The following is a 21,572-nucleotide window of genomic DNA, read 5'->3' as shown; positions in this document are numbered from 1 at the left end:
TCAACATACTAGAATTAAAAATTTTCTAAAAAATGAGCTACCCACTCATATAGCATTTAATATCAATTTATTATAAGGAAACTAATCTTGCCTAGCTCGTTAGCCAGCCTGCTCATTTTATATATTGCCGCAGCAAGGTTCATTTAATCCCCTAGGTATCAACTCTAACTTTCTCCTAGTCGCCTAATAAAATACTATGAAAATTTATGTAATCAACCTTGAACGCTCTCATGAAAGGCGTGAACGCATGATCAAAGCCCTCACTGACGCTGGGCTTGAATATGAAATTTTTCCTGCAGTCGATGGCTCAAAGAACTTTGAAGAACTTGAGCATTACAACGACAAAAAACGACGCTTTTTACGCAGCCGGCCACTGACTCGAGGAGAACTTGCAGCCTTCGCAAGCCATCATAGACTCTGGAAGAAATGCGTTGAATTAAATGAGCCAATCATTATTTTTGAAGATGATGCGGTCTTACTTCCTGAATTTCCAGAAGCCATTAAAATCGCAGAACAGCACATAGAAAAATATGGTTGCCTACGTTTCTATGGACATCGCGGCGGAGAGCATAAGACTCTTGAAATACTAGATGGTGGTTTTCGAATCGATTTTTCCCGCAAGGGAGTACTTGGCTCCGTAGCCTATATGCTCAGCCCTGATGCTGCATCTAAATTCCTTTCCCACAGCACCGAATGGATATTCGGACAAGATATTTATATGAATCTAAGCTACCTTCACAAAGTCGGTTGTTTCATGTTGAAACCTTATAGTATCGATCATAGCTGGGAAGACACCACAATTCATGGTAGAAGCGGTCATAAAAAGAAATTGGTCTCAAAGATAATAAAAGAGCTGCATGTAGCATCCATAAGAATTCGTTCCAGCATTTTTGAATACAAAATGCTTAAAAATTTTCGCTCTTGATCAGAGGTTATAATGCTGTACCGTTCTTTACAAAATCCCGCGACAAGGCTTTGTACATCTTTCCTATTTTTTTCAACAAGTGCCCTCATGCTAGCCCTTGGTCTTCATTTTGGAGTCAAACCTGCACTATATTCATCTGGGATAGCCTCTTTCCTTCTTACATGTCTTTTAATCTCGTCAGAGCCCAAAAAGGCTCTTTTATTGCTGACACCAATCCCTTTCATTCTTTTCGTGCTAATAACTCCCGGAGCGCCCTTTGCTGATGCGCGTATAGCAGGCAGATTGGCTTGCGCCTTATTTGCTGGGGTTGGTTTACAATTATTCCTTACAAGATATTCTCATAACACCCTATTCTTACTTGCAGCCGCCTTATCAATTTCAGTTATTACCGGATGTACATATAGCCTCATATCCCACCCTGAAATTTTTAACGACAGATTATCATTACACTTTAATAATCCGCAATACCTTGCATTTACTGCGGCAATTACAATTTTTATATGTATATGCTACGCTCAGACGCTACCAAAAATTCTTAAGCACATCAGCTACGTTATTGCACCCATTGCCGCATTCACCATCATGTTAACCGTCAGCAGATCAACATATGTCGGATTGCTTTTTTCCTGTGGAATCTACACCTTGATTTTCCATGCCAATAAAATCTGGAAATATGCACTAATTGCAATCTTACTATTGGCTATCGCTTTTCCACTGCTTCCAGCTCAACAGCAAAATCGCCTTACAAATACAATTTCGGCCCCACTTCAAGATCGGAACATCCGAACCAGATTGGGCATGTGGTATTCTGCTCTTCAAGGATTTTCTGAATCTCCGATACTTGGAAATGGACTCCGCAGCTTCACAGATTTTGACATACAATATAGAAGCTCTCACCTTCAAGAATTAAAGAAAGTGAGCTATCTAACAGTATCTGATGACCTAACACATAGATGGCCACACCCACACAGCCTCTACGTTTCATCACTCTTCGGATGGGGGATTTCTGGCAGCATGCTCCTGATACTCGCCTTTATACCTGCTATCCGCTTTTCAAAAGGCCGAACCAAGCATTTCTTAATTCTTGTAACACTGTTTAACCTTGGCTACGGCCTTACAGATGTTTACATAAAGAGCGATGAAGGTGCATTTTTCCTATTCTTCCCACTTGGGATGGCTTATGGATCTATACTTTACGAACGGTATTCTGACGCACTAAAAGATTCCCTTCCTGAACCTAAGCTACTGAATGCTTTTACTGATAAAACAGCTTGTTCAAATCTTAAATAATATACTTCCAGCGTCTTCTTTATGACCTGTCAAACTGCTGCACTTACCGTGCAGCAGTTTTTTTATATCTAAGCAAGCAAACAACACATTATTGTAACGCTACTTCAACATTTTTCTTCTACACAATATTTCAATGTACAAACCTAAATTGAGACTCGAAAAGAGTGTAATCACATCTGCAAAGAATTGATCACACCTTTGCTGTAACCGATATCATGCTTGCTTTTTCGTCCTACCATGATATGTAACATCATAATTTTATAAGGAGTTTATTATGAAAAAGTTGCTGTCACTTTCACTTCTTACACTAATGGTGTTAGGTGCAAGTGTTGCCATTGCAGGTGGGAATAAAATAGTTATCGCGCACCGTGGCGCATCCGGTTACTTACCGGAACACACTCTTGAAGCTAAAGCTGCTGCCTACTTCATGGGTGTAGACTACATTGAGCAAGATCTTGTTATGACCAAGGATGACCAGTTGGTAGTCCTTCACGATCATTACCTTGATCGCATTACTGATGTAATGGAAAAATTCCCGAAGCGCTTCCGTATGGTTGATGACGAAAAACGCTGGTTCGCTATCGACTTCACATTAGCCGAAATTAAATCCCTTAAAGTTACTGAAGGGTTTAATATTAAAGACGGAAAAAAAGTGCAGGGATTTGATACCCGATTCCCAATGTTCACCTCATCATTTGAAGTACCTACTTTCGAAGAAGAACTTCAACTCATTCAGGGGTTAAACAAATCTACCGGCAAAAACGTTGGTATCTACCCTGAAATCAAAGCCCCTTGGTTCCATCGTGCAGAAGGTAAGGATATCAGCATGGCTGCTTTGAACATGCTTAAAAAGTACGGATACACTACCAAGGAAGACAAAGTGTACGTTCAGTGCTTTGATCCAAATGAAACCCGCCGCATCAGCAAAGAACTACTTCCAAAACTTGGTATGGATCTTAAGATTGTCCAGCTCATAGCTGAAACAAGCTGGAACGAAACTATGGAAAAGAAAAACGACAAATTTATTCCATACAATTACGATTGGATGTTTGAAAAAGGTGGCATTGAGCGAATTGCTGAATATGCCGACGGCATTGGCCCTTGGAAACCAATGCTTGTGAAAAATGAATCTACCCGCAACAACCTTGTTATTACAGACATGGTAAAAGAAGCTCATGCAAACGGCATGGAAGTCCATCCTTACACCTTCCGTCTTGATAACGGTCGTATCCCTACATACGCAGCGAGCTTTGAAGATATGCTCGACATCTTCTACTACACAGTAGACGTTGATGGTGTATTCACCGACTTCCCGGATCGTGCGGTTAATTTCCTCCGCCGTGCTAAATATCAACGTCAGGGACTATAACAACCTTCGCTTATTGATCGCTTAAAACAAACAAAGCCCGCCTCAACTGAGGCGGGCTTTTCTATTCCTATCAAAAGAACTACTCCAACAAGAAACAGTCCCTGCATTATAAATGCGTCCCTGCGAAACCAAATGTGTGTTCACCATTTTACAATGTCAATTAAACAGGCAGGTAAAATTAATACAAACTTCCAACGCTTTCAGCACATTGAATAAAGACAACACTAAAGCGCCTCCCCTTCGCTAAAGACTGGCTATAGCTTTGATTTGATTGAACGCTCCCAAAACATCACATTTACATCCACCCCATCTCTGCTATTCTAGGAGGACTCTTTTTCTATTTGACCAACAGACACCGAGCGGAGACATTCCATGAGATACCTTCAATTACTCAATGGGGACAAAATTCCAGCATTAGGACTCGGAACATACCTAAGTCCTCCCGACCAAGTGGAGCGCGCGATACTGTCAGCTCTTGATGCTGGGTACAGACACATCGACTGTGCGTCTATTTACGGTAATGAAAGAGAGATTGGGGTAGCTCTGAGGAAAGCATTTAAACAATATCCCCGTGAAGAGTTGTGGATTACATCAAAGCTTTGGTGCGACGCCCATAAACCGGATGATGTCTTGCCTGCACTTACACGAACTCTCGAAAACCTTGGCCTCGACTATCTGGATTTATATCTCATACACTGGCCAGTAGCATTGAAATCTGGAGTAGATTTCCCACAAAAGCCTGATGACTACTTAACCTTAGAAGAGGTACCGTTACGTGATACATGGCGTGCAATGGAGCATTGTGCAGACAAAGAAATTGTTCGAAATATCGGCGTAAGCAACTTCAGCATAAAAAAACTTACCGCTCTATTACGCATTGCTGCAATTCCACCTGCAGTTAATCAAATTGAGATGCACCCATATCAGCAGCAACAGGCTCAAGTGGCTTTTGCCCGCAAGCATAACATTATCCTCACCGCCTATCGTCCGCTCGCCTCTATCGGCACTCCCATCAAAACAACTGATGGCTGCAATCCCCCTCCGCTCCTCAACCATCCCCTAATTATGACCATCGCAAGCAAACACAACTGTACAACAGCTCAAGTACTTCTCGCATGGCTTCTACAACAAGGGGTTGTTGCAATCCCTAAATCAGTACATCCAGAAAGAATTCAAGAAAACTTCAAAGCGTTAGATGTTTGTCTGGATCGTAATGATATGATCGCTATCAAAGAGCTAGACATAGGAGCACGTATCATCGACGGAACAACATTCACCGGCCACAACTCTCCATATACGCTAGAAAACATTTGGGACGGTGAATGCTAACTTATGCAGCCATAAGAGTATGCAATGTAATTTCAGGTGGAACAGTCAGGCGCATAGGAGGACCCCAAAAGCCAGTTCCTGTGCTCACATACAACGTTGTTCCATCAACCTGATGCACCCCTTTCACATATGGTTGGAACAAGTGAACTGCGTATGTCCAAGGGAAGTACTGCCCACCGTGGGTATGCCCCGATAGCTGTATATCAAACCCTGCCTTGCTTGCTTCAAAAATATTTTTAGGCTGGTGAGCCAGCAAAATAGATACATCATGCTCCGGAGCATCAGCTTTTGCTGCAAAAGGACTTGAGGCATACCGCTTCCCAAACCTCTCACCATGGTAATCCCACACGCCAGCGACTAATATTTTTCCAGAATCGTTTTGCACGAGAGCATGTTCATTATTCAGCACGGTAAAATTCATCGACCGCATCTGCTCAACCCAACCCTCTACACCGGAATAAAATTCATGGTTACCGGTGACAAAAAATTTTCCAAGCGGTGCTTCGAAACCCGACAAGGCATCAAGCTCTTTGCCTACACGAGAGACTCTGCCATCAATGGCATCCCCAGTCAGAACCAACATATCCGGCCGCAGATCTTCCACCTGCCTCATTAACTGGCTCAGCCATGTACCATCCAAAATTGAACCTACGTGCAAATCAGAAATCTGAGCAATGGTCACCCCTTCGAGATCTGAAGGGAGCCCTGCAACCTGCAGTGTATTTTTCTTAACAACAGGCTCTTGAAAAGCTTCCTGAACAGAAAACGCCATAGTGGGAAAAACGGCAGCCAAGACTGCAGCATTACCTGCATTATGCAAAAAAGTACGACGGGCACCATCAAAAGATTTTTTCTTAAACATCACTACCCGCCCACCAAGCTGCAACAGTTCTTTTGCAAAAAGGAATGGAATCGTAAGTGAAATCCCTCCTAAAGAAAGATACCCTATCCAACGCAGTGTGGCATGCAACTCCACCGGTAGCCCTTCGCGAACAAAGAGGCGCGTAACGTAATACAATGTCAGCGAGACAAGCCCCCCGACTACAAGCAGGAACTTTGTAAGGCGACTAACTCTCAGAGGAAGAATCATACGCCAACAAACAACGGCCCAAAGGACAAACAGCACGGACGTCATTACTATAGAAAAATAGGTCATCTGATCTCTCATCCTCACTCCAGCAAGAGTTACCCCCTTGCGCAAAAACATTCATAACAACTACGCTTACAACCTGTGCTATTGAGCAAAAAAACTTCTACAAAAGTGACTGATCCCCCTCACGTTACGATCTTTCCCTACAGCGTACTTTTCCTTTCAAAAGTACTATAGTCAAATATTTTCCTTTAACTCTTCATAACGCACCAATAAAAAAGGCTCCTTGCAATAAGAGGGAGCCTTTTTTACTAACTAATTTCTTTAAAGTTAATCCTGCTTCAATGTCTGAATAACTCCGTTAAGTTCATCAGACAGTGTTGCTAAAGTCACCATTGTTTTTGCCGCATCTCCGGCAGACAATGCCATATCATCCGCAAGACGAGTTACTTCCTCTACACTTGCGTTAATCTCTTCACTTGTAGCAGACTGTTCTTCAGATGCTGTTGCTATCACACGAACCATATCTGTCGACCCTTCAATCATCGTGGTCATATTTGACAAAGCATCACCCGCAGCCTTTGCAAGGCTAGTACAGTTAACAACCACGTCAGTCGTCTGCTTCATTGCATCAATATTCTGACTTGTTCCTTGCTGAATGGCAGAAACAGCCTTTTCGACTTCAGAAGTAGCCTGCATTGTTTTCTCTGCAAGTTTGCGCACTTCATCCGCAACCACTGCAAAGCCACGCCCTGCATCGCCTGCGCGTGCTGCTTCAATAGCTGCATTCAAGGCTAACAGGTTAGTTTGATCAGCAATATCCGAAATCACATCCATGATCTGCCCAATGCCCTGCGCCCTTTCTCCTAATTCACCAAGGCTCTCCATCATTTTTTCTGATCGAACTGCTATATCATCAATTGCAGACACAACTTCCGTTACAGCTTCCGCCTCATTCACAACATTTTCGTGCATGACTTCTGAATGCTGAGCAGCATCAGATGCGTTGCGGGCTACTTCCATCACGGCAGTATTCATTTGCTCCATAGCCGCTGCAGTTTCTCCACTGCGTGCAGCCTGACGTTCTGTGCCGCGTCGAGTTTGCTCAACCAGTAGTGAAAGCTCTTCAGAAACCGAACCAATATTTACAACTATAGATTCAAGCTGTCCTGCCGCCTGATTCAAGCCTTCTTTTCGAGCAACTTCCGCCTGAGCCTGAGCTTCAGCAGCAGCCTGCAATGCATCATTTGCCCGTGCAGTCTGAGCTTCGGCTTCTTCTGTCTTTTGATCTGCCATCTGAATAGAGCTTACAAGACTCCCAACCATTTCCTTCAATGCAAGATGCAAGTCCAATAATTCACCTGAAAATTCTGTATCTGGTGGGACGTTTGAATACTCACCCTGGCTTACCTCTTTTGCAGATTGAACAATCACATATAGAGGTTTCATAGTACGCAGCACAAAGAAATAAGCTAATAAGCCAATCAGCAATGCTACGCCTAAACCAACTACCACGGTTGCAATCAGGCTTTCATTCGCAGCATCAACGACTTCACTCTCATTTTTTATAACAAGTAGCTTATGGCCAGTTGAAGGCACAGTATGCATGCGCACAAACTGAAGACCGCTCTTTGCCTCAATTTCGTACATGCCGTCCTGTTTTTCTGAAAGTGAATCCAATGCATTATTACCTGTAGCGCCAATATGCTTCATAATAATATTTTCATACCCAGGGGCTGCGAGAACAGTTCCGTCATTTTCAAGCAACACTACATGGCCTGTTTCACCAATCTTAATATCCTGCATCATCGTGACAAGCATAGAAAGCTGAACATCAATAGCCACAACACCAAGCACATTGCCTTGCTGATCACGAACAGCAGTCATAGTACTAGCCACCGGCATGCCGGCAGTACTCTGGTAAGCCTTGGAGACAGCCGAGCCGGAAGAAGAGGCTACTGCAGTTTTGTACCAAGGGCGCAGACGAGGATCAAACCGCGGCGGTAATTCTGTTGGATCAGACATAATAAAGCCGCCAGTACTACTACCATAGTAAACTATCTCATAACTCTCATGTGAAGCTCGTGCATTGTGGAGAACGCCCGCAATACGTCGTTCCAGCTGTGGCAACCCCTTGGCAACAAAAGTAACTTCAGTCTGAATGCTACTGTTAAAAGTAAGTGCCCCAGTTGCCTCCTGCAACTCTTCAAGTAACGCCAATTCTTTTGTCGTATTGATAGCGTCAGTAAAAAAGTTTGTTACAATATGCTCAACAAGGATGGCATCTGTTTCTGACGACATCTCAAACGATTTAATTGCATCGTCACGCACAATAGCATTTGAAATAATAAGAACTAATAAAACAGATACTAACGACGCAGTCATTACCAAGGCTGTCACTTTCGCCTTAATACTTTTAAACATTACACCCCCAACACTTACAATATATTAATAAAAACAAAAGACCACCTATTTATCGCACCATAAAAAACATCATTCTTTTCACCTTATCGGGTTAAAGCGCTTTCACATCCTCCCAAGTCAAATATTCTATGTGTGTCTATCGTTATATTCTTTCGGCACTACAAGTTTATAACTTAATTTTTTTTAAAAAATGCAGTTAATACACGCTGAACAACAGTGTTCACACACCCAAAAAAGAAAAAATATTAGTCGGTCACGTCTAGCATTGCTAACGATGCATCTAAAAAAAAGCATTAAGCAACCACCTGTATCCAAAGTACAAAACATCTTTGATCACACTGGAGCCCATTCTTTTCTTTACAAGACCCCGAACATGTGTGATTTAAATGTGTGGCGGTACGCCAAAAACATAACCACATATAACCAAATTTTATCTTCATGCTCAATGCCATCCGCGCTCGTCGCATCCTTACTATGGAAGGCCATAACACTTCCCCCCGAACCGATTCGGGGTATTACTCTTTTCCAGATGTCATTGAAGACGGCGTTATCGTCCACAATAGTTCAACTATTGTGGACGTTCTTTCGTTCAGCGCCTTTTCCAAGAACTACAAAATTGAAGCAGAAGATTTAGGTGACGTTACCCTGGCGCCTGCTCTCATTAACTGCCACAACCATCTGGAGCTTTCCCACATGAAAGGTAAAGCTACTTTTGGTGAAGGATTTGAGACATGGATTGAATCCGCCCTGCCGTACATGGCAACACCGGTAGATGTTCAGAGTCTTGAATCAGCAGTTTCCGAAATGGCTCTAAACGGCACTGCACACATCGCAGATGTCAATGGGCGTGCTCCTGAGGCTGTGTATAGCGCAGTTACTGCACACAACCTCAGCTGCCATATTCAATTTGAAGTATTTGGATATAATTTTCCGAATCTCGCTACCGGCACGTTGGGCGCAGAAGACTTATTCCCTTCAACTGTTGACGCATTGCCTAACGAAGCTAAGAAGCGATGGATGACCCTTTCCGGTCACGCTCTTTATTCTACCAGCCCTGATGCGTTGGTTATTGCAAAACAATGGTGCCGCTCTAATGAGCGGTATTTTTCTGTCCATTTGGCAGAACACCCCGGCGAGGAAGAGTTGCTGACTAAAGGAACAGGCCGATTCAGGGAACAACTTTCTCGCAGGGTACTTCCTAAAGATTTTACTCCACCCAAAATGCGTGCAGTACCATATGCGATGCACCTCGGCTTGCTGGATGAGTCCACACTCGCAGTCCACTGTGTGCATTGTACGCCGGAAGACATCAACATTCTTCAGGAAAGTGGTACAACTGTATGCCTGTGCCCGCGCTCTAACGAACTCATCGGAGTAGGTACCGCCCCTGTACGAAATTTTCTTGAAGCTGGGCTGCAACTGACCATTGGTACAGACAGTCTTGCTTCAAACCATGACCTTAACCTTTGGAATGAAGCGCGCTACCTGCGCGATAATTTCGATATACCTACCGGTGCATTGCTACGCATGCTTACCATTGCTGGAGCAAAAGCACTGGGCATTACAAGTGAACTAGGAACGTTGTCGAAAGGCAAACGATTCCACTATGCTATTTTGCCGGAAGACTTTTAGTCTTCATTCATCATGGGCGTTGCCCGCAAACCAGAGAAAATGAAATGCCACAAGAAAAACACTTCATCTGGCCGCACAAAGACCTTTTGGACGTAAGTCAGCTGTCACTCGAAGAAGTTACTCATCTTCTCGATACAGCCGAGCAATTTCACGAAATCAACCAGCGCCCTGTTAAGAAGGTTCCAACCCTTAAAGGGAAAAGCGTGGTGCTCTTTTTTGCTGAGCCAAGCACGCGCACAAAGACCTCCTTTGACGTTGCAGGCAAGCGTTTGTCTGCCGATACTTTTTCACTGTCCAGCAGCAGCTCAAGCCTGACAAAAGGTGAGAGCCTGAAGGACACTGCCCTTACTCTGGAAGCAATGAACCCTGATGTTATCGTTCTACGCCACAAAGCAAACGGAGCATCACAGTTCATCGCTGAACGTCTGGACTGCGCAGTAGTCAACGCAGGTGACGGTTGTCACGCTCACCCAACTCAGGCACTTCTGGATAACTTTACCCTGCGTAGAGCATGGAATAACGAGTACAAAGGAAAAACCATCCTTATTCTCGGCGACGTCAAGCACAGCCGTGTTGCTCGTTCCAACATTAACCTGCTCACCCGTCAGGGCGTTAAAGTTAGACTGTGTGCACCACGCACGCTGCTGCCGCACACTGTGCATACATGGCCGGTTGAAGTATTCCATGACTTGAACAAAGCAGTTGAAGGTGTGGATGCTGTTATGTGTCTGCGTTTACAGCTTGAACGTCAGCAGGCCGGTTTGTTGCCTGACCTGAATGAATACGCACGCATGTACTGCCTTACTTCAAAACACATGGATATGGCAGTAGAGGGTGCTAAAATACTTCACCCGGGACCTATGAACCGAGGACTTGAGATTGCGTCTGATCTTGCTGACTGCAATGAAAGCCGAGTTCTTAATCAGGTTTCTGCAGGCGTAGCCACACGCATGGCGATCCTGTACCTCCACGCAACCCGTAAAGACAAAGGAGCATAGCCATGACTAATCTGTTTATCTCCAATGGCCTGCTTCGTGGAACCTCCGTAGATATTCTTGTTTCCGGCTCCACTATTGTATCAGTTACACCACATGGTGAAGTAACTGCACCAGAAGATGCAGAAGTTGTAGACGCTACAGGTCTCATCGTATTCCCAAGCTTCTACGATTGCCACGTACACCTGCGTGAACCGGGCTTTGAATATAAAGAAGATATTGAATCCGGCCTTTCAGCTGCAGCACACGGCGGTTTCGGCGGCGTTATGGCAATGGCTAACACAAACCCGACCAACGACTCCGCATCCGTTACAGAAGCAATGCTTCAGCGTGCGCAGCAGACTTGGCCAAATGGCCCGTACCTCTACCCTATCGGTGCAGCAACCATCGGCCTTAAAGGTAAAGAGCTTGCTCCTATGGGCGAACTTGCTGAAGCCGGTTGTGTGGCAATTTCCAACGACGGTGTGCCAGTAGGCGGTGCAGAAATGTTCCGTCACTGCATGGAATATGCAGCAAACTTCGGACTGACCATCATCGATCACTGCGAAGACCCTACTTTGGCAAAAGACTGCCATATGAACGAAGGTGTAGTAAGTGAAGCCATCGGTGTAAAAGGTCAGCCAGTAGTTGCTGAGTCCATGCAGGTTGCACGCGATATTCTGCTGGCAGAATTCCTGAACCTGCCTGTTCATCTTGCACATATCAGCTGTAAACAGTCTGTTGATCTCATCCGCTGGGCAAAGGCAAGAGGCGTAAAAGTAACAGCTGAAACCTGCCCGCACTACCTGATCCTCACCGATGAGATTCTCAGCAATTACTCTACCGCAGCAAAAGTTAATCCTCCATTGCGTAGCGAAGAAGATCGCCTTGCCATGAAGGAAGCTGTGAAAGACGGTACCATCGATATTTTTGTGACTGACCATGCACCGCATGCAGACCACGAAAAAGAGCATCCAATTGAAGGTGCACCTAACGGTATCTCCGGTCTGGACAGCGCGGTAGCACTCACATGGACTCAGGTAGAAGACGGCACCATCACAGAAGACGACTTCATCAAGCTGTGGGCTGAAAAGCCAGCTGAGCTCTTCAAGCTTCCACTTAACACCTTTGCAGAAGGCGACATTGCAGACTTCTTCCTCTTCGATCCTAACGAAAAATGGGAAATGACTGCTGACGCCATGCACTCAAAAGGCAAAAACACACCGTTCCTTAACAAGACCCTCAAGGGTCGCGTTAAAGCACACTGGCTTGGCGGAACACGTGTAGTTTAAATAAAAATCTTGCCTCCGGCGGGTCTCCGCGAGCAAAGCTCTGCCTCTTGCATCCACGCAAGGGAGCACCGGCCTCTTGACCCCCGCTTAAAAATATTGATGGGGAACGTAGCTCCTACCCCTTATGAAGAATAAAATGAGTTGAAAGACTTGGTAACCAAGACTTTCAACTCATTTTCTTTTTTAACCGTATGATAAGGCGAATGAATTGGAAAAACACCTGACCATTACAGGCAACAACGCTTACACCGTAAACTCTTTGACCCACATGTCGTGGAGATTGCAGAAGCTCGTAGCTACATACTTTCCTTTTTTCTTCAATGCTGCCTTAGATACTGGATCATCTTTCCATGAAAATGTCTTTGCATGCACCACTTCCCCGTCTTCAGAAACGATAGTGTGACGTACAATATAATGCTCTTGGCTCATTGGATGAGGTGTTGTCATCATAACAAGCAAATTTTTAGTATCTACAATCGGCACATGAGATTTCTCTTTTCCTTTCCACATGCCAGTCTGACTATTGGTATAGATGATTCCCTTTTCCATTGAAAACTGCCATGCAAATGCAGGAACAGCCTTAACTACAGAAACACCGGCAAGCATTGCTGTACCAGCGAGAAATTGTCTACGAGTACTCATTTTTATACCTTCCTGTCGTAAATTGCTGCCTATCTCAAAATGACAGCGAGTTAAAAAGTGGACAGTCCTGATATAAAATCTGATACACTGGCAGTAAGTTAAATGATATGTTGCGCACAAAAAAAGCCGGACAACATATGTTGCCCGGCCTGAATAACATTTGAGTAACTCAGCAGTGTGCTGGTTTATCTCAACATCAACTTACATTTTGTAATCACGAACAAAAGCAATAGCTTCTTCAACAGAATTAACTTTGCCTTCAATCTGTGCTTTCAGAAGCTCGTCACGCAGAATACCTACATGAGGACCAGGTTTGAGGCTGGTTGCTTCCATAATTTCGTTACCGTTCAGGAATGGTTCTACCATCTGTTCCGGAGTATCAGCACGCTCAAGCCACTTCATGTTATGGTTGAATGCGTTAAAGGCATTGTCACGGGCTTTAAGGTCCGCACGAGCCATCTCAATGAGACGTGGATATTCGTCAAGAGCACGGAAACGACGGATACCTTTATCAGTCAGCATGCTGTGGAAGAACTGATGATGCTTAACAAGGTGACACACAAGATCGATATCCTGCGGCAGGAATGACAGGCGTCCCATGATCTTTCTGGTTACTTTAGCACCAACACGACAGAACTGGTTAAAGGTCCATGTGTCATTACTAAATTCTGCAGTGTAAAGTTTACCTACATTGCTGCAAAGAACCGCAAAGGTACCGAACCAGTCGAACGGTAATTCTTCAGGGTAATGACGCATTGTTTCGATGGTGTGCTCGAATACAGTCTGCTCTTCGCCGGTTTCTTCATTTTTAATCTGAGTACAACGGGAAAGTGCTGCGATTTCCGGAATCAGACCATGCAGGATCATGGAATCAAACAGAAGTTCAACAAAACGCCACATGTTCTCAGCTTCAACCTTACGCCACTCTTCCATAATGCTATGGGAAGGCACGTAATCAAGAATACGGGAAGAGCCTTTTACGATGGCAATCCAAGTATTCTGCTCGATTGGCAGGTCGTAGTTAGCAGCAAAACGCAGAGCACGAATGCCGAGCAGGTAGTTACGGCGTAATGTTTCGTGCGCAATACCTGTAAACTTAACAACACCGGTAGCGATGTCTTCAAAGCCTTCGTACATTTCTGAACCAGGAACATACGGACATGCGTACTGGGCCGGAATGCTGCCATACTTCTCTTCCATGCGTTTCAACAAGTGAGGAGTAATACGTGCAATGCTTTCTTCTGGATGAGACGCATCTTCTACATCAGTAGGATAAAAACGGTAAGTGACATCTGCTTCTTTCAGCAGAGCAACTACTCCGCGTTCAGATCCTTCGATAACATTAGGGAACATACGCTGGATTTCATCGAACGGAGCTTCACATGCGATATCCAGTTCAGTTTCTTTTGCATCTTCAAGCAGTTCGCGCTGAAGCTGAGCGTTAACAACGTACGCATCAAATCCGTTACGCATAATAGTCTTACAAATGCCAACGGCATCTTTAAAAGGCTGAGTCATTCATCCTCCTATTGTAGAACCGATAAAAACCGGACCACATAGTCTCATATAGTATGCTATAGTAAGAACATAGCGTTTTTATAATCTAAATAAGTCACCTTGCATTGTGAAATATAACACATGCTCAATAGACACGCAAATAACCATTGGCACTCTTATGTGACAATGTGTATGCGATACTGGTAATTACGAATGCCCTATTTGTACAGTGAAGTATTACGACTTTTATTCTTTTTTCAGTCCAATACTAAATATGCAAACTGATCTGATTACATGTACTGTCAAAGTTAGCGGGAAAGATGCAGCTTAGCGACTTTTTCAAACGCATCCGTAAGCATCGTAATATGGCGTGTTTGTAAGTTCCAGCAATGCCAATACAGCTGTACGGTCACAGAATACTCTACTATCGGAATAAGCTGTTTTGTCTTTAGCTCTTCTTCAATCTGTAAGCTTGGAATCATCCCGTACCCAAGCCCTTTTTTACACATATCCACAAACATATGAGAATCCGGTACGTAGTGTGTCGGAAACTCACCGGCACGGATGGCATAACGTCCCAACATCTCGTTGTTCATTTCGTCAGTGCGATCATACGTAAGGATAGGCGCAGCACGCACTGCGTCAGGTGTAAACCCGTCAGGAAACCATTGAGCAGCAAAACTAGGTGTCGCACAGCATACATAGATCATCTTACCAAGATATACAGTCTTACATCCCTGCATAGGCCCCGGCTGAGAGCTGACACACCCTACCACTTCCCCGTTTTTAAGCATATCATGCGTTTTGTCCTGATCCCCCAACCGGATGTCTACAAGAATATTTGTAGTGGTCAGGAGTTCCTGCAATGTATCGGGAATCCATGTAGCAAGGCTGTCGGCGTTAATACCTACAGGTACTGTTATATAATCTTCAGCTGTTTTACCCAGAGTATCCTCAAACAGATCCTGTTCCATAAGGCTTACCTGTTTATAATGCCCGAGCAGTTTCTGCCCCATCGCTGTAGGCTGCACCGGAGTAGAGCGGACAATAAGCATAGCGCCGATCCTATCTTCAAGTAACCGGATACGCTGAGAAACCGCAGACTGCGTAATATGCAGCACGGTTGCCGCTTTTTCAAAACCGCCATTTTCTACAACGGCAGCAAAGGCTTCAAGCTGTTTGTAATCGATCATACGTCTACATTAGCAAAACTTATGCAACATCAAAACAATGAATTTCACTTCTAACAATTTTTCTTCTACATAAGTGTTCGCAAACAAGTTCCAGATGTGATGGCGGGGTGTTGAGCGTACCCCGCTGTTACAGCGCTCACTGAACTTCCCATGTGTCTGCTGAAGGGACGCCTTCTGCATTGACCTGAATAACAAGCAATTATTACTCACAATGCAGCCAAGGGTTGGGAAAAACATGCTCGCTCCATTCTTTCAAGGATTTGGTACTTGCGGTGGATTAATTATGGCGATCGGGGCACAGAATGCCTTTCTGCTCTCACAGAGTGTTCGCAAAAACCACCATCTTATTATCGCGCTCATGTGCATCATGTCCGACATGTTACTTATCGGACTCGGTGTTTTCAGTGTTGGGCGAATTGTCGCCTCCTCACCTGAAGTAAAAATATTTGCCACCTTTTTTGGTGCAGCGTTTCTACTCTGGTACGGATTCTGTGCTTTCAGATCTGCCTGCAAGCCGGGAGTGCTGACGACATCATCAGATGCAACACGTTCTTTACGAAGCGTTGTCTTAACAACGCTGGCTGTTACCTTCTTAAATCCGCACACCTATCTGGACACAGTTGTCCTTATGGGCTCACTGGGCGGGCAATTTATCGGTAACGGAAAGATTTACTTCTGGATCGGCGGAGTTTGCGCCTCCGCAATCTGGTTCGGCGCTCTCGCTTTTGGGGGACAGGCTCTTGCACCACTATTCCGCAAGCCTTCTTCATGGCGAATCCTTGATGGCACGGTGTGCGCAATCATGTGGCTTATCGCTGCAGGACTCATCAAACAAGGTATCGCGCTCTTATAATATGTACCCTATTGGACGCTGGTAGCTTCCCATACCGGTATTAAGCAATACACCGCGTATTCCCTGCGCTTCCAGAATAAGAATTTGTTTAATACACGTCCTATCCCATATTAAATGCCCCTTTTCCCGAAGGGGCATTTAGAAAGCACCGCACATCCGTTTGTACTCGGAGAAAAAGAACTTCGTACCTTCCTTTTTCTCCAGGTCCAGACGGATGTTTTTTTATGTCTGAAACACAGTATTTCTTCTGCTGCCACACCGGCATAACCTTGCACCACATACAGTAACAGGCTACTCTGCGTGGTCTAAACTGCTGACAACATCAACAACTCACAGTTAAAGCCCCACACTATCCATCTGTAACAATATACAAAAATTTTTATTCTACAGAGAGCAATGCGGTAGGGATATCATCAATCTGTTCGCCATATACTATTGATTCGAGGATCCAATATGAAAAAAGATTTCTTCAACGTACTCAGCGTGCAAGAATTTATTCAAAAACTTCACTCATTCACTCCGCTTCAAGCCAATACTGTTTCTATCGAAAAGGTAGACGGCTGCGTACTTGCCACCGACATTATTGCAGAGGAAGACCTGCCACTTGCCAGCCGCTCCTGTATGGACGGATACGCAATCAATGCTTCCAACATATTCGGTGCATCTGAAGCAAACCCTGCATATCTTGAATCAGTTGGTGACATCGACATTGAGAAGCCAGCATCTTTCACTCTACAAGACGGCGAATGCGCCGGAATCGTAACAGGCGGAATTTTGCCTGACGGTGCAGACGCAGTTGTTATGGTTGAACACACCGAATCACTCGGTGCCGGCACCATAGAGATCCGTAAGTCTCTCGCACCATACGAAAACGTCATGCTCAAAGGCGAAGACGCGACAACAGGTAAGCCTGCTCTCACTGCAGGAACCCGCATCCGCCCTCAGGAAGTAGGAATGTTGGCTGCACTCGGCATTCAGGAAATTCCTGTGTACAGCTCACCTCGTGTAGGCATTATCTCAACCGGTGATGAACTTATTCCTATTGATGAAAAGCCGGTTGTTGGACAAGTTCGCGATGTAAACAGCTACACTCTTGCAGCATGCGCACGACGCGCAGGTGCAACCGCAACCACGTATGGCCTTGTTGAAGACAAGCTTGATTCTCTGAAAGAAGCGCTTGAAAACGCCCTCGCGGAAAACGATGTTGTTTTCCTCTCCGGCGGAAGCTCAGTTGGAGTCCGCGACCTCACCGTTGGCGCCATTGAACAAATCGAAGGCGCAGAACTCATCAACCACGGTGTAGCTATCAGTCCGGGTAAGCCGCTTATTCTTGCTAAATGCGGCAACAAAGCTATTTGGGGACTCCCCGGCCAAATTGCCTCAGCACAGGTTGTCATGTTTGTTCTCGGCATGCCGTTTTTGCGATACCTTAGTGGGGACACCAACGCATTTGATCAATCCCGCTGGCCATCCAAGCAGGCAGAACTCAGCCGCAACGTGGCATCTAAACCGGGACGTGAGGACTATGTGCGGGTAACTGTCACAGAAAAAGATGGAAAAAACATCGCAATACCTGTGCTCGGTAAGTCCGGCTTGCTGAAAACCATGCTTCAAGCTGACGGTGTTGCGCGTATTAACGCAGACAGCGAAGGAATCTACGAAGGTACAGTTGTTGACGTACTGTTTTTTTAAATTATAGGAAGCGTCATGCGAATTTTATTCTTCGGTGACATTGTAGGCAAACCGGGCAGACTTATTCTGCGTAAGCGCCTTGCTTCTCTCAGAGAAGAAAAAGGGGCAGACCTTATTATTGCTAACGGTGAAAATGCCTCCGGCGGCATTGGTCTTTCAGGAGACACAATGCGCGAACTTTTTGGTGCAGGCATAGACATTCTTACTTCCGGTAACCACATCTGGAAGCATAAGGAAATGTACAACCTGCTTAATAACGAACCGCGGATTATCCGCCCTGCAAACTATCCACAGGGTGCACCTGGCTCCGGGCTTGTTATTCATAAACTTGCAGACGGTCGCAAGATTGCGATCATGAACCTGCTTGGACGCACGTTCATGGATGACATTGACTGCCCGTTTAAAAAAGTAGACGAACTGCTTGCGTCTATTCCGGAAGACGTTTGCGTCCGTATTATCGATTTCCATGCTGAAGCAACGAGCGAAAAAAAAGCACTCTCCTTCTATGTAGACGGCAAAGTTTCAGCTGTTATTGGTACGCACACACACGTGCAGACTGCAGACGCAATGATTCTGGAAAAAGGCACCGGCTATATTACTGATGCCGGCATGTGTGGTGTTGAAGAATCCTGTCTCGGCATGGATCCGAAAGTCATTATTGACCGGTTCATGACCGGACTTCCACAACGATTCAAAATTGCCAAAGGCTCCCCACACATCAACGGTCTGTTCTTGAATGTTGATGGTGAAACAGGATTGTGTACAAAAATTGAGCTTATTCGCGAATAGCTTTTTATCTGCCTCCGTAAATCGACTGCACGAACGTTCTCTTGACTACGTCAATGCGTTGCGTAACGGTGGGTAACAGCATTACGTTTTATTCTTTTTATATATTTTCTGGTCAACTCTTCCCCCTTTTTCCTAATAAAGGCTGAAGGGGATTCTTTTCGTAAAGAAAACAAAGAGGAAGCCACCTATCGGCATCTAACCAGAACCAATCAATATTGACATTTTTGTAAAGTTTGACAATTCGCTAATTCTTTGTAACAGACACCAAGCTACAACATATTTTTTTGTAAAAGAGAGAATTATGGATATTCAAAAACAGCTCGAAATCATTCAGCGTGGCTGTGCTGAGCTTATTGATGCTGAAGAGCTCAAGAAAAAGCTCGAAAAAGGCAAACCGCTGCGCATTAAAATGGGTTTTGACCCTACAGCTCCTGACTTACACCTTGGTCACAGTGTTGCAATCCACAAACTGCGTCATTTTCAGGAACTCGGTCACACCGTAATCTTCCTTATCGGTGATTTCACCGGTATGATCGGTGACCCTTCAGGTCGTTCTGACACACGTCCTCCACTCACCCGTGAAGAAGTTCTCGCTAACGCGGAAACATATAAAAAACAGGTTTTCAAGATCCTCGATCCTGAAAAAACCGAAGTTCGCTTCAACTCTGAGTGGTTCGACAAATTCGGCGCAGCCGACTTTATCCGTCTTGCTTCCCGCTATACTGTAGCACGTATGCTTGAACGTAACGATTTTGAGCAGCGTTATAAGAACAACACCCCTATTGCTATCCATGAATTCTTGTATCCGCTTGTTCAAGGCTATGACTCTGTAGCACTTGAAGCAGACCTTGAACTTGGCGGTACCGACCAGAAGTTCAACCTGCTTATGGGACGTACTCTTCAAGGACAGGAAGGTCAGGCCCCTCAGTGCGTTATGACCATGCCTATTCTTGAAGGCCTCGACGGTGTTCGTAAGATGTCTAAATCCTACGGCAACTACGTAGGCATCGATGAAGCACCTGCTGATATGTTCGGCAAACTCATGTCCATCTCTGACGAACTGATGTGGCGTTACTACGAACTTATTTCTCTCAAGTCTCTTGAAGAAATTGCAGAGCTCAAAGCAAAAGTCGAAGCCGGTGAACTCCATCCGAAGACTGTAAAAGAAGAACTCGCAGAAGACATCGTAACTCAGTACCACGGTGCTGAAGAAGCAGCCAAAGCACGTGAAGGATTTAACTCCGTATTCGCTAAAGGTCAGCTTCCAGACGATATGCCGGAACACACCTGCGAATCCGGTGACGCTTCCATGCCTCCTGTATTCCTTACAGATGCAAAGCTCACCAAATCACGTGGTGAAGCACGCCGCCTCATGAAACAGGGAGCACTCTCCATTGATGGAGAAAAGTGCAACTCTGAGGATGCTCTTCCAGCAGGTGAGTATGTCATCAAACTTGGTAAAAAGCGCTTCCTCAAATTAATTGTTAAGTAGCTTTTTTTTAGAAACCAAAAAAGAAAAAAGCCCTGTAGAAACTTCTACAGGGCTTTTTTTATTTCCAGCTATTTTCTTATTGTAAAAACCTGAAAATGAGCCTAGGGATGACGTGCATTTTTCTTATATTACAATATATTATGTTGCAAACTTTCAACACAGCATTCCAGTAAGGAGACACCAATGTTTGTAGGTGAAATCGCAGCACTCGGCACAGCCTGCCTATGGGGACTTTCTACTTACATGCATACAAATGCTGCAAAACTTATCGGAGCATGGCCACTCACGTTATGCCGCACTCCGCTTGTACTGTTCTACAACATTTGCATTGCGCTTGTAATAGGTGCGGAATGGGTATTCCCAAGCCAATCCATCGGTTGGATTTTGCTCTCCGGCGTTTTGGGATTAGGAATAGCAGACACTTTATTCTATGAAGGATGTACCCGTATCGGAGCCCGAACAGGCTCAATCTTGTGGCAAATGACACCATGCGTCACGGCAGTCATCGCATTTTTCACCCTGGGCGAATCACTAACGCTTCTGAATATTGCCGGCATGCTTATCATCATATTTTCAGTAATTTCAATCACTACCAAAAATGATGAACAAACAGACAGCCCCGTAGATCCCAAAGAGTGGCACTACGGCTTTAAACTCGTCCTGCTCTCTGTTCTGGCACTTGGCCTCTCTCATGTATGTATCCGTAAAGGACTTTCTTACGGACTTGACCCACTAATGGGCAGCATCCTCCGTATTGCCGCAGCAGCAAGCTGCGCATGGATCGCCGCAGCTGTTATGGGCTATCATCACAAAATTACTGAGCGTAAGGACAACATGGCTAAGGCCATGAAAATTATATTCGTTGCAAGCTTTGTTGGTACCACATTAGGAAACTGGGTTGCCTTGTTCTCAATGAAATACGCTAAAGCGGGAATCGCAGCCTCACTCATCAGCCTAACGCCGCTTGCGATTATTATGATTACCGCAGTCCACGAAAAGAAAACACCATCATCCCGAGTCGTACTGGGGATACTCACAGCTTGTGGCGGCTCTGCCCTGCTCTTCATGTAGTTCGATCTTACAATCATC

Annotated in this window: 17 protein-coding genes; 12 read left to right on the top strand and 5 right to left on the bottom strand. The window is 44.9% G+C overall.

What is annotated here, in order from left to right:
• Positions 1–196 precede the first annotated feature (196 nt).
• The 4 genes from BUR09_RS09915 to BUR09_RS09900 all read left to right on the top strand — a co-directional run bounded on the left by BUR09_RS09915 (position 197) and on the right by BUR09_RS09900 (position 4,913).
• Positions 197–925 carry a glycosyltransferase family 25 protein gene (locus BUR09_RS09915; RefSeq protein ID WP_074216779.1) on the top strand — a complete coding sequence of 243 codons (729 nt, stop codon included), beginning with the start codon at positions 197–199 and terminating at the stop codon, positions 923–925.
• Positions 926–937: 12 nt separating this feature from the next.
• Positions 938–2,215 carry an O-antigen ligase family protein gene (locus BUR09_RS09910; protein ID WP_084539426.1) on the top strand — a complete coding sequence of 426 codons (1,278 nt, stop codon included), beginning with the start codon at positions 938–940 and terminating at the stop codon, positions 2,213–2,215.
• Positions 2,216–2,489: 274 nt separating this feature from the next.
• The gene (gene glpQ, locus BUR09_RS09905; protein ID WP_074216777.1) at positions 2,490–3,584 is read left to right on the top strand and encodes a glycerophosphodiester phosphodiesterase; all 1,095 of its coding nucleotides are present in this window, start codon (positions 2,490–2,492) and stop codon (positions 3,582–3,584) included.
• Between the two features lie 372 nt (positions 3,585–3,956).
• A complete protein-coding gene (locus tag BUR09_RS09900) occupies positions 3,957–4,913 on the top strand; it encodes an aldo/keto reductase (protein ID WP_074216776.1) in 957 nt (318 codons plus the stop codon).
• A gap of 1 nt (position 4,914) precedes the next feature.
• Here BUR09_RS09900 and BUR09_RS09895 read toward each other — a convergent pair whose 3' ends face one another.
• Together BUR09_RS09895 and BUR09_RS09890 are read right to left on the bottom strand one after the other, a co-directional pair.
• Complete coding sequence (locus BUR09_RS09895; RefSeq protein WP_074217046.1) at positions 4,915–6,069, bottom strand: metallophosphoesterase; 1,155 nt, start codon at positions 6,067–6,069, stop codon at positions 4,915–4,917.
• 264 nt (positions 6,070–6,333) lie between these two features.
• On the bottom strand, positions 6,334–8,427 hold the full coding sequence (locus BUR09_RS09890) for a methyl-accepting chemotaxis protein (protein WP_074216775.1): 2,094 nt from the start codon (positions 8,425–8,427) through the stop codon (positions 6,334–6,336).
• A 438-nt stretch (positions 8,428–8,865) separates the two neighbouring features.
• Between BUR09_RS09890 and BUR09_RS09885 the strand changes: the two genes are divergently transcribed.
• From BUR09_RS09885 to BUR09_RS09875, 3 genes are read left to right on the top strand one after another with little or no spacing between them, the layout of a single operon-like run.
• The gene (locus BUR09_RS09885) at positions 8,866–10,059 is read left to right on the top strand and encodes an amidohydrolase family protein (RefSeq protein ID WP_074216774.1); all 1,194 of its coding nucleotides are present in this window, start codon (positions 8,866–8,868) and stop codon (positions 10,057–10,059) included.
• A gap of 44 nt (positions 10,060–10,103) precedes the next feature.
• Positions 10,104–11,057 carry an aspartate carbamoyltransferase catalytic subunit gene (locus tag BUR09_RS09880; RefSeq protein ID WP_074216773.1) on the top strand — a complete coding sequence of 318 codons (954 nt, stop codon included), beginning with the start codon at positions 10,104–10,106 and terminating at the stop codon, positions 11,055–11,057.
• Positions 11,058–11,059: 2 nt separating this feature from the next.
• On the top strand, positions 11,060–12,325 hold the full coding sequence (locus tag BUR09_RS09875; protein ID WP_074216772.1) for a dihydroorotase: 1,266 nt from the start codon (positions 11,060–11,062) through the stop codon (positions 12,323–12,325).
• 243 nt (positions 12,326–12,568) lie between these two features.
• On the opposite strand, the gene BUR09_RS09870 is transcribed toward BUR09_RS09875, so the two are convergent.
• The 3 genes from BUR09_RS09870 to BUR09_RS09860 form a co-directional block, all read right to left on the bottom strand.
• Positions 12,569–12,967, bottom strand: a complete 399-nt coding sequence (locus tag BUR09_RS09870) for a desulfoferrodoxin family protein (protein ID WP_074216771.1) — start codon at positions 12,965–12,967, stop codon at positions 12,569–12,571.
• 201 nt (positions 12,968–13,168) lie between these two features.
• Positions 13,169–14,485 carry a tRNA nucleotidyltransferase/poly(A) polymerase family protein gene (locus BUR09_RS09865; RefSeq protein ID WP_074216770.1) on the bottom strand — a complete coding sequence of 439 codons (1,317 nt, stop codon included), beginning with the start codon at positions 14,483–14,485 and terminating at the stop codon, positions 13,169–13,171.
• Between the two features lie 287 nt (positions 14,486–14,772).
• Positions 14,773–15,657 carry a LysR family transcriptional regulator ArgP gene (locus BUR09_RS09860; protein ID WP_074216769.1) on the bottom strand — a complete coding sequence of 295 codons (885 nt, stop codon included), beginning with the start codon at positions 15,655–15,657 and terminating at the stop codon, positions 14,773–14,775.
• 235 nt (positions 15,658–15,892) lie between these two features.
• On the opposite strand from BUR09_RS09860, the gene BUR09_RS09850 reads away from it, so the two are divergent.
• From BUR09_RS09850 to BUR09_RS09830, 5 genes are all read left to right on the top strand, one after another.
• On the top strand, positions 15,893–16,510 hold the full coding sequence (locus tag BUR09_RS09850) for a LysE/ArgO family amino acid transporter (RefSeq protein ID WP_074216767.1): 618 nt from the start codon (positions 15,893–15,895) through the stop codon (positions 16,508–16,510).
• 453 nt (positions 16,511–16,963) lie between these two features.
• Positions 16,964–18,202, top strand: a complete 1,239-nt coding sequence (locus BUR09_RS09845) for a molybdopterin molybdotransferase MoeA (RefSeq protein ID WP_074216766.1) — start codon at positions 16,964–16,966, stop codon at positions 18,200–18,202.
• Between the two features lie 15 nt (positions 18,203–18,217).
• A complete protein-coding gene (locus BUR09_RS09840; protein WP_074216765.1) occupies positions 18,218–18,991 on the top strand; it encodes a TIGR00282 family metallophosphoesterase in 774 nt (257 codons plus the stop codon).
• Positions 18,992–19,289: 298 nt separating this feature from the next.
• Positions 19,290–20,483, top strand: coding sequence for a tyrosine--tRNA ligase (gene tyrS, locus BUR09_RS09835; RefSeq protein ID WP_074216764.1), 1,194 nt, complete (start codon positions 19,290–19,292; stop codon positions 20,481–20,483).
• A 183-nt stretch (positions 20,484–20,666) separates the two neighbouring features.
• The gene (locus BUR09_RS09830; protein ID WP_074216763.1) at positions 20,667–21,554 is read left to right on the top strand and encodes a DMT family transporter; all 888 of its coding nucleotides are present in this window, start codon (positions 20,667–20,669) and stop codon (positions 21,552–21,554) included.
• Positions 21,555–21,572: the final 18 nt, after the last annotated feature.

This window comes from Halodesulfovibrio marinisediminis DSM 17456 (assembly GCF_900129975.1).
Taxonomy (GTDB): Bacteria; Desulfobacterota; Desulfovibrionia; order Desulfovibrionales; family Desulfovibrionaceae; genus Halodesulfovibrio; species Halodesulfovibrio marinisediminis.
This window is presented reverse-complemented; position numbering and strand designations above follow the sequence as displayed.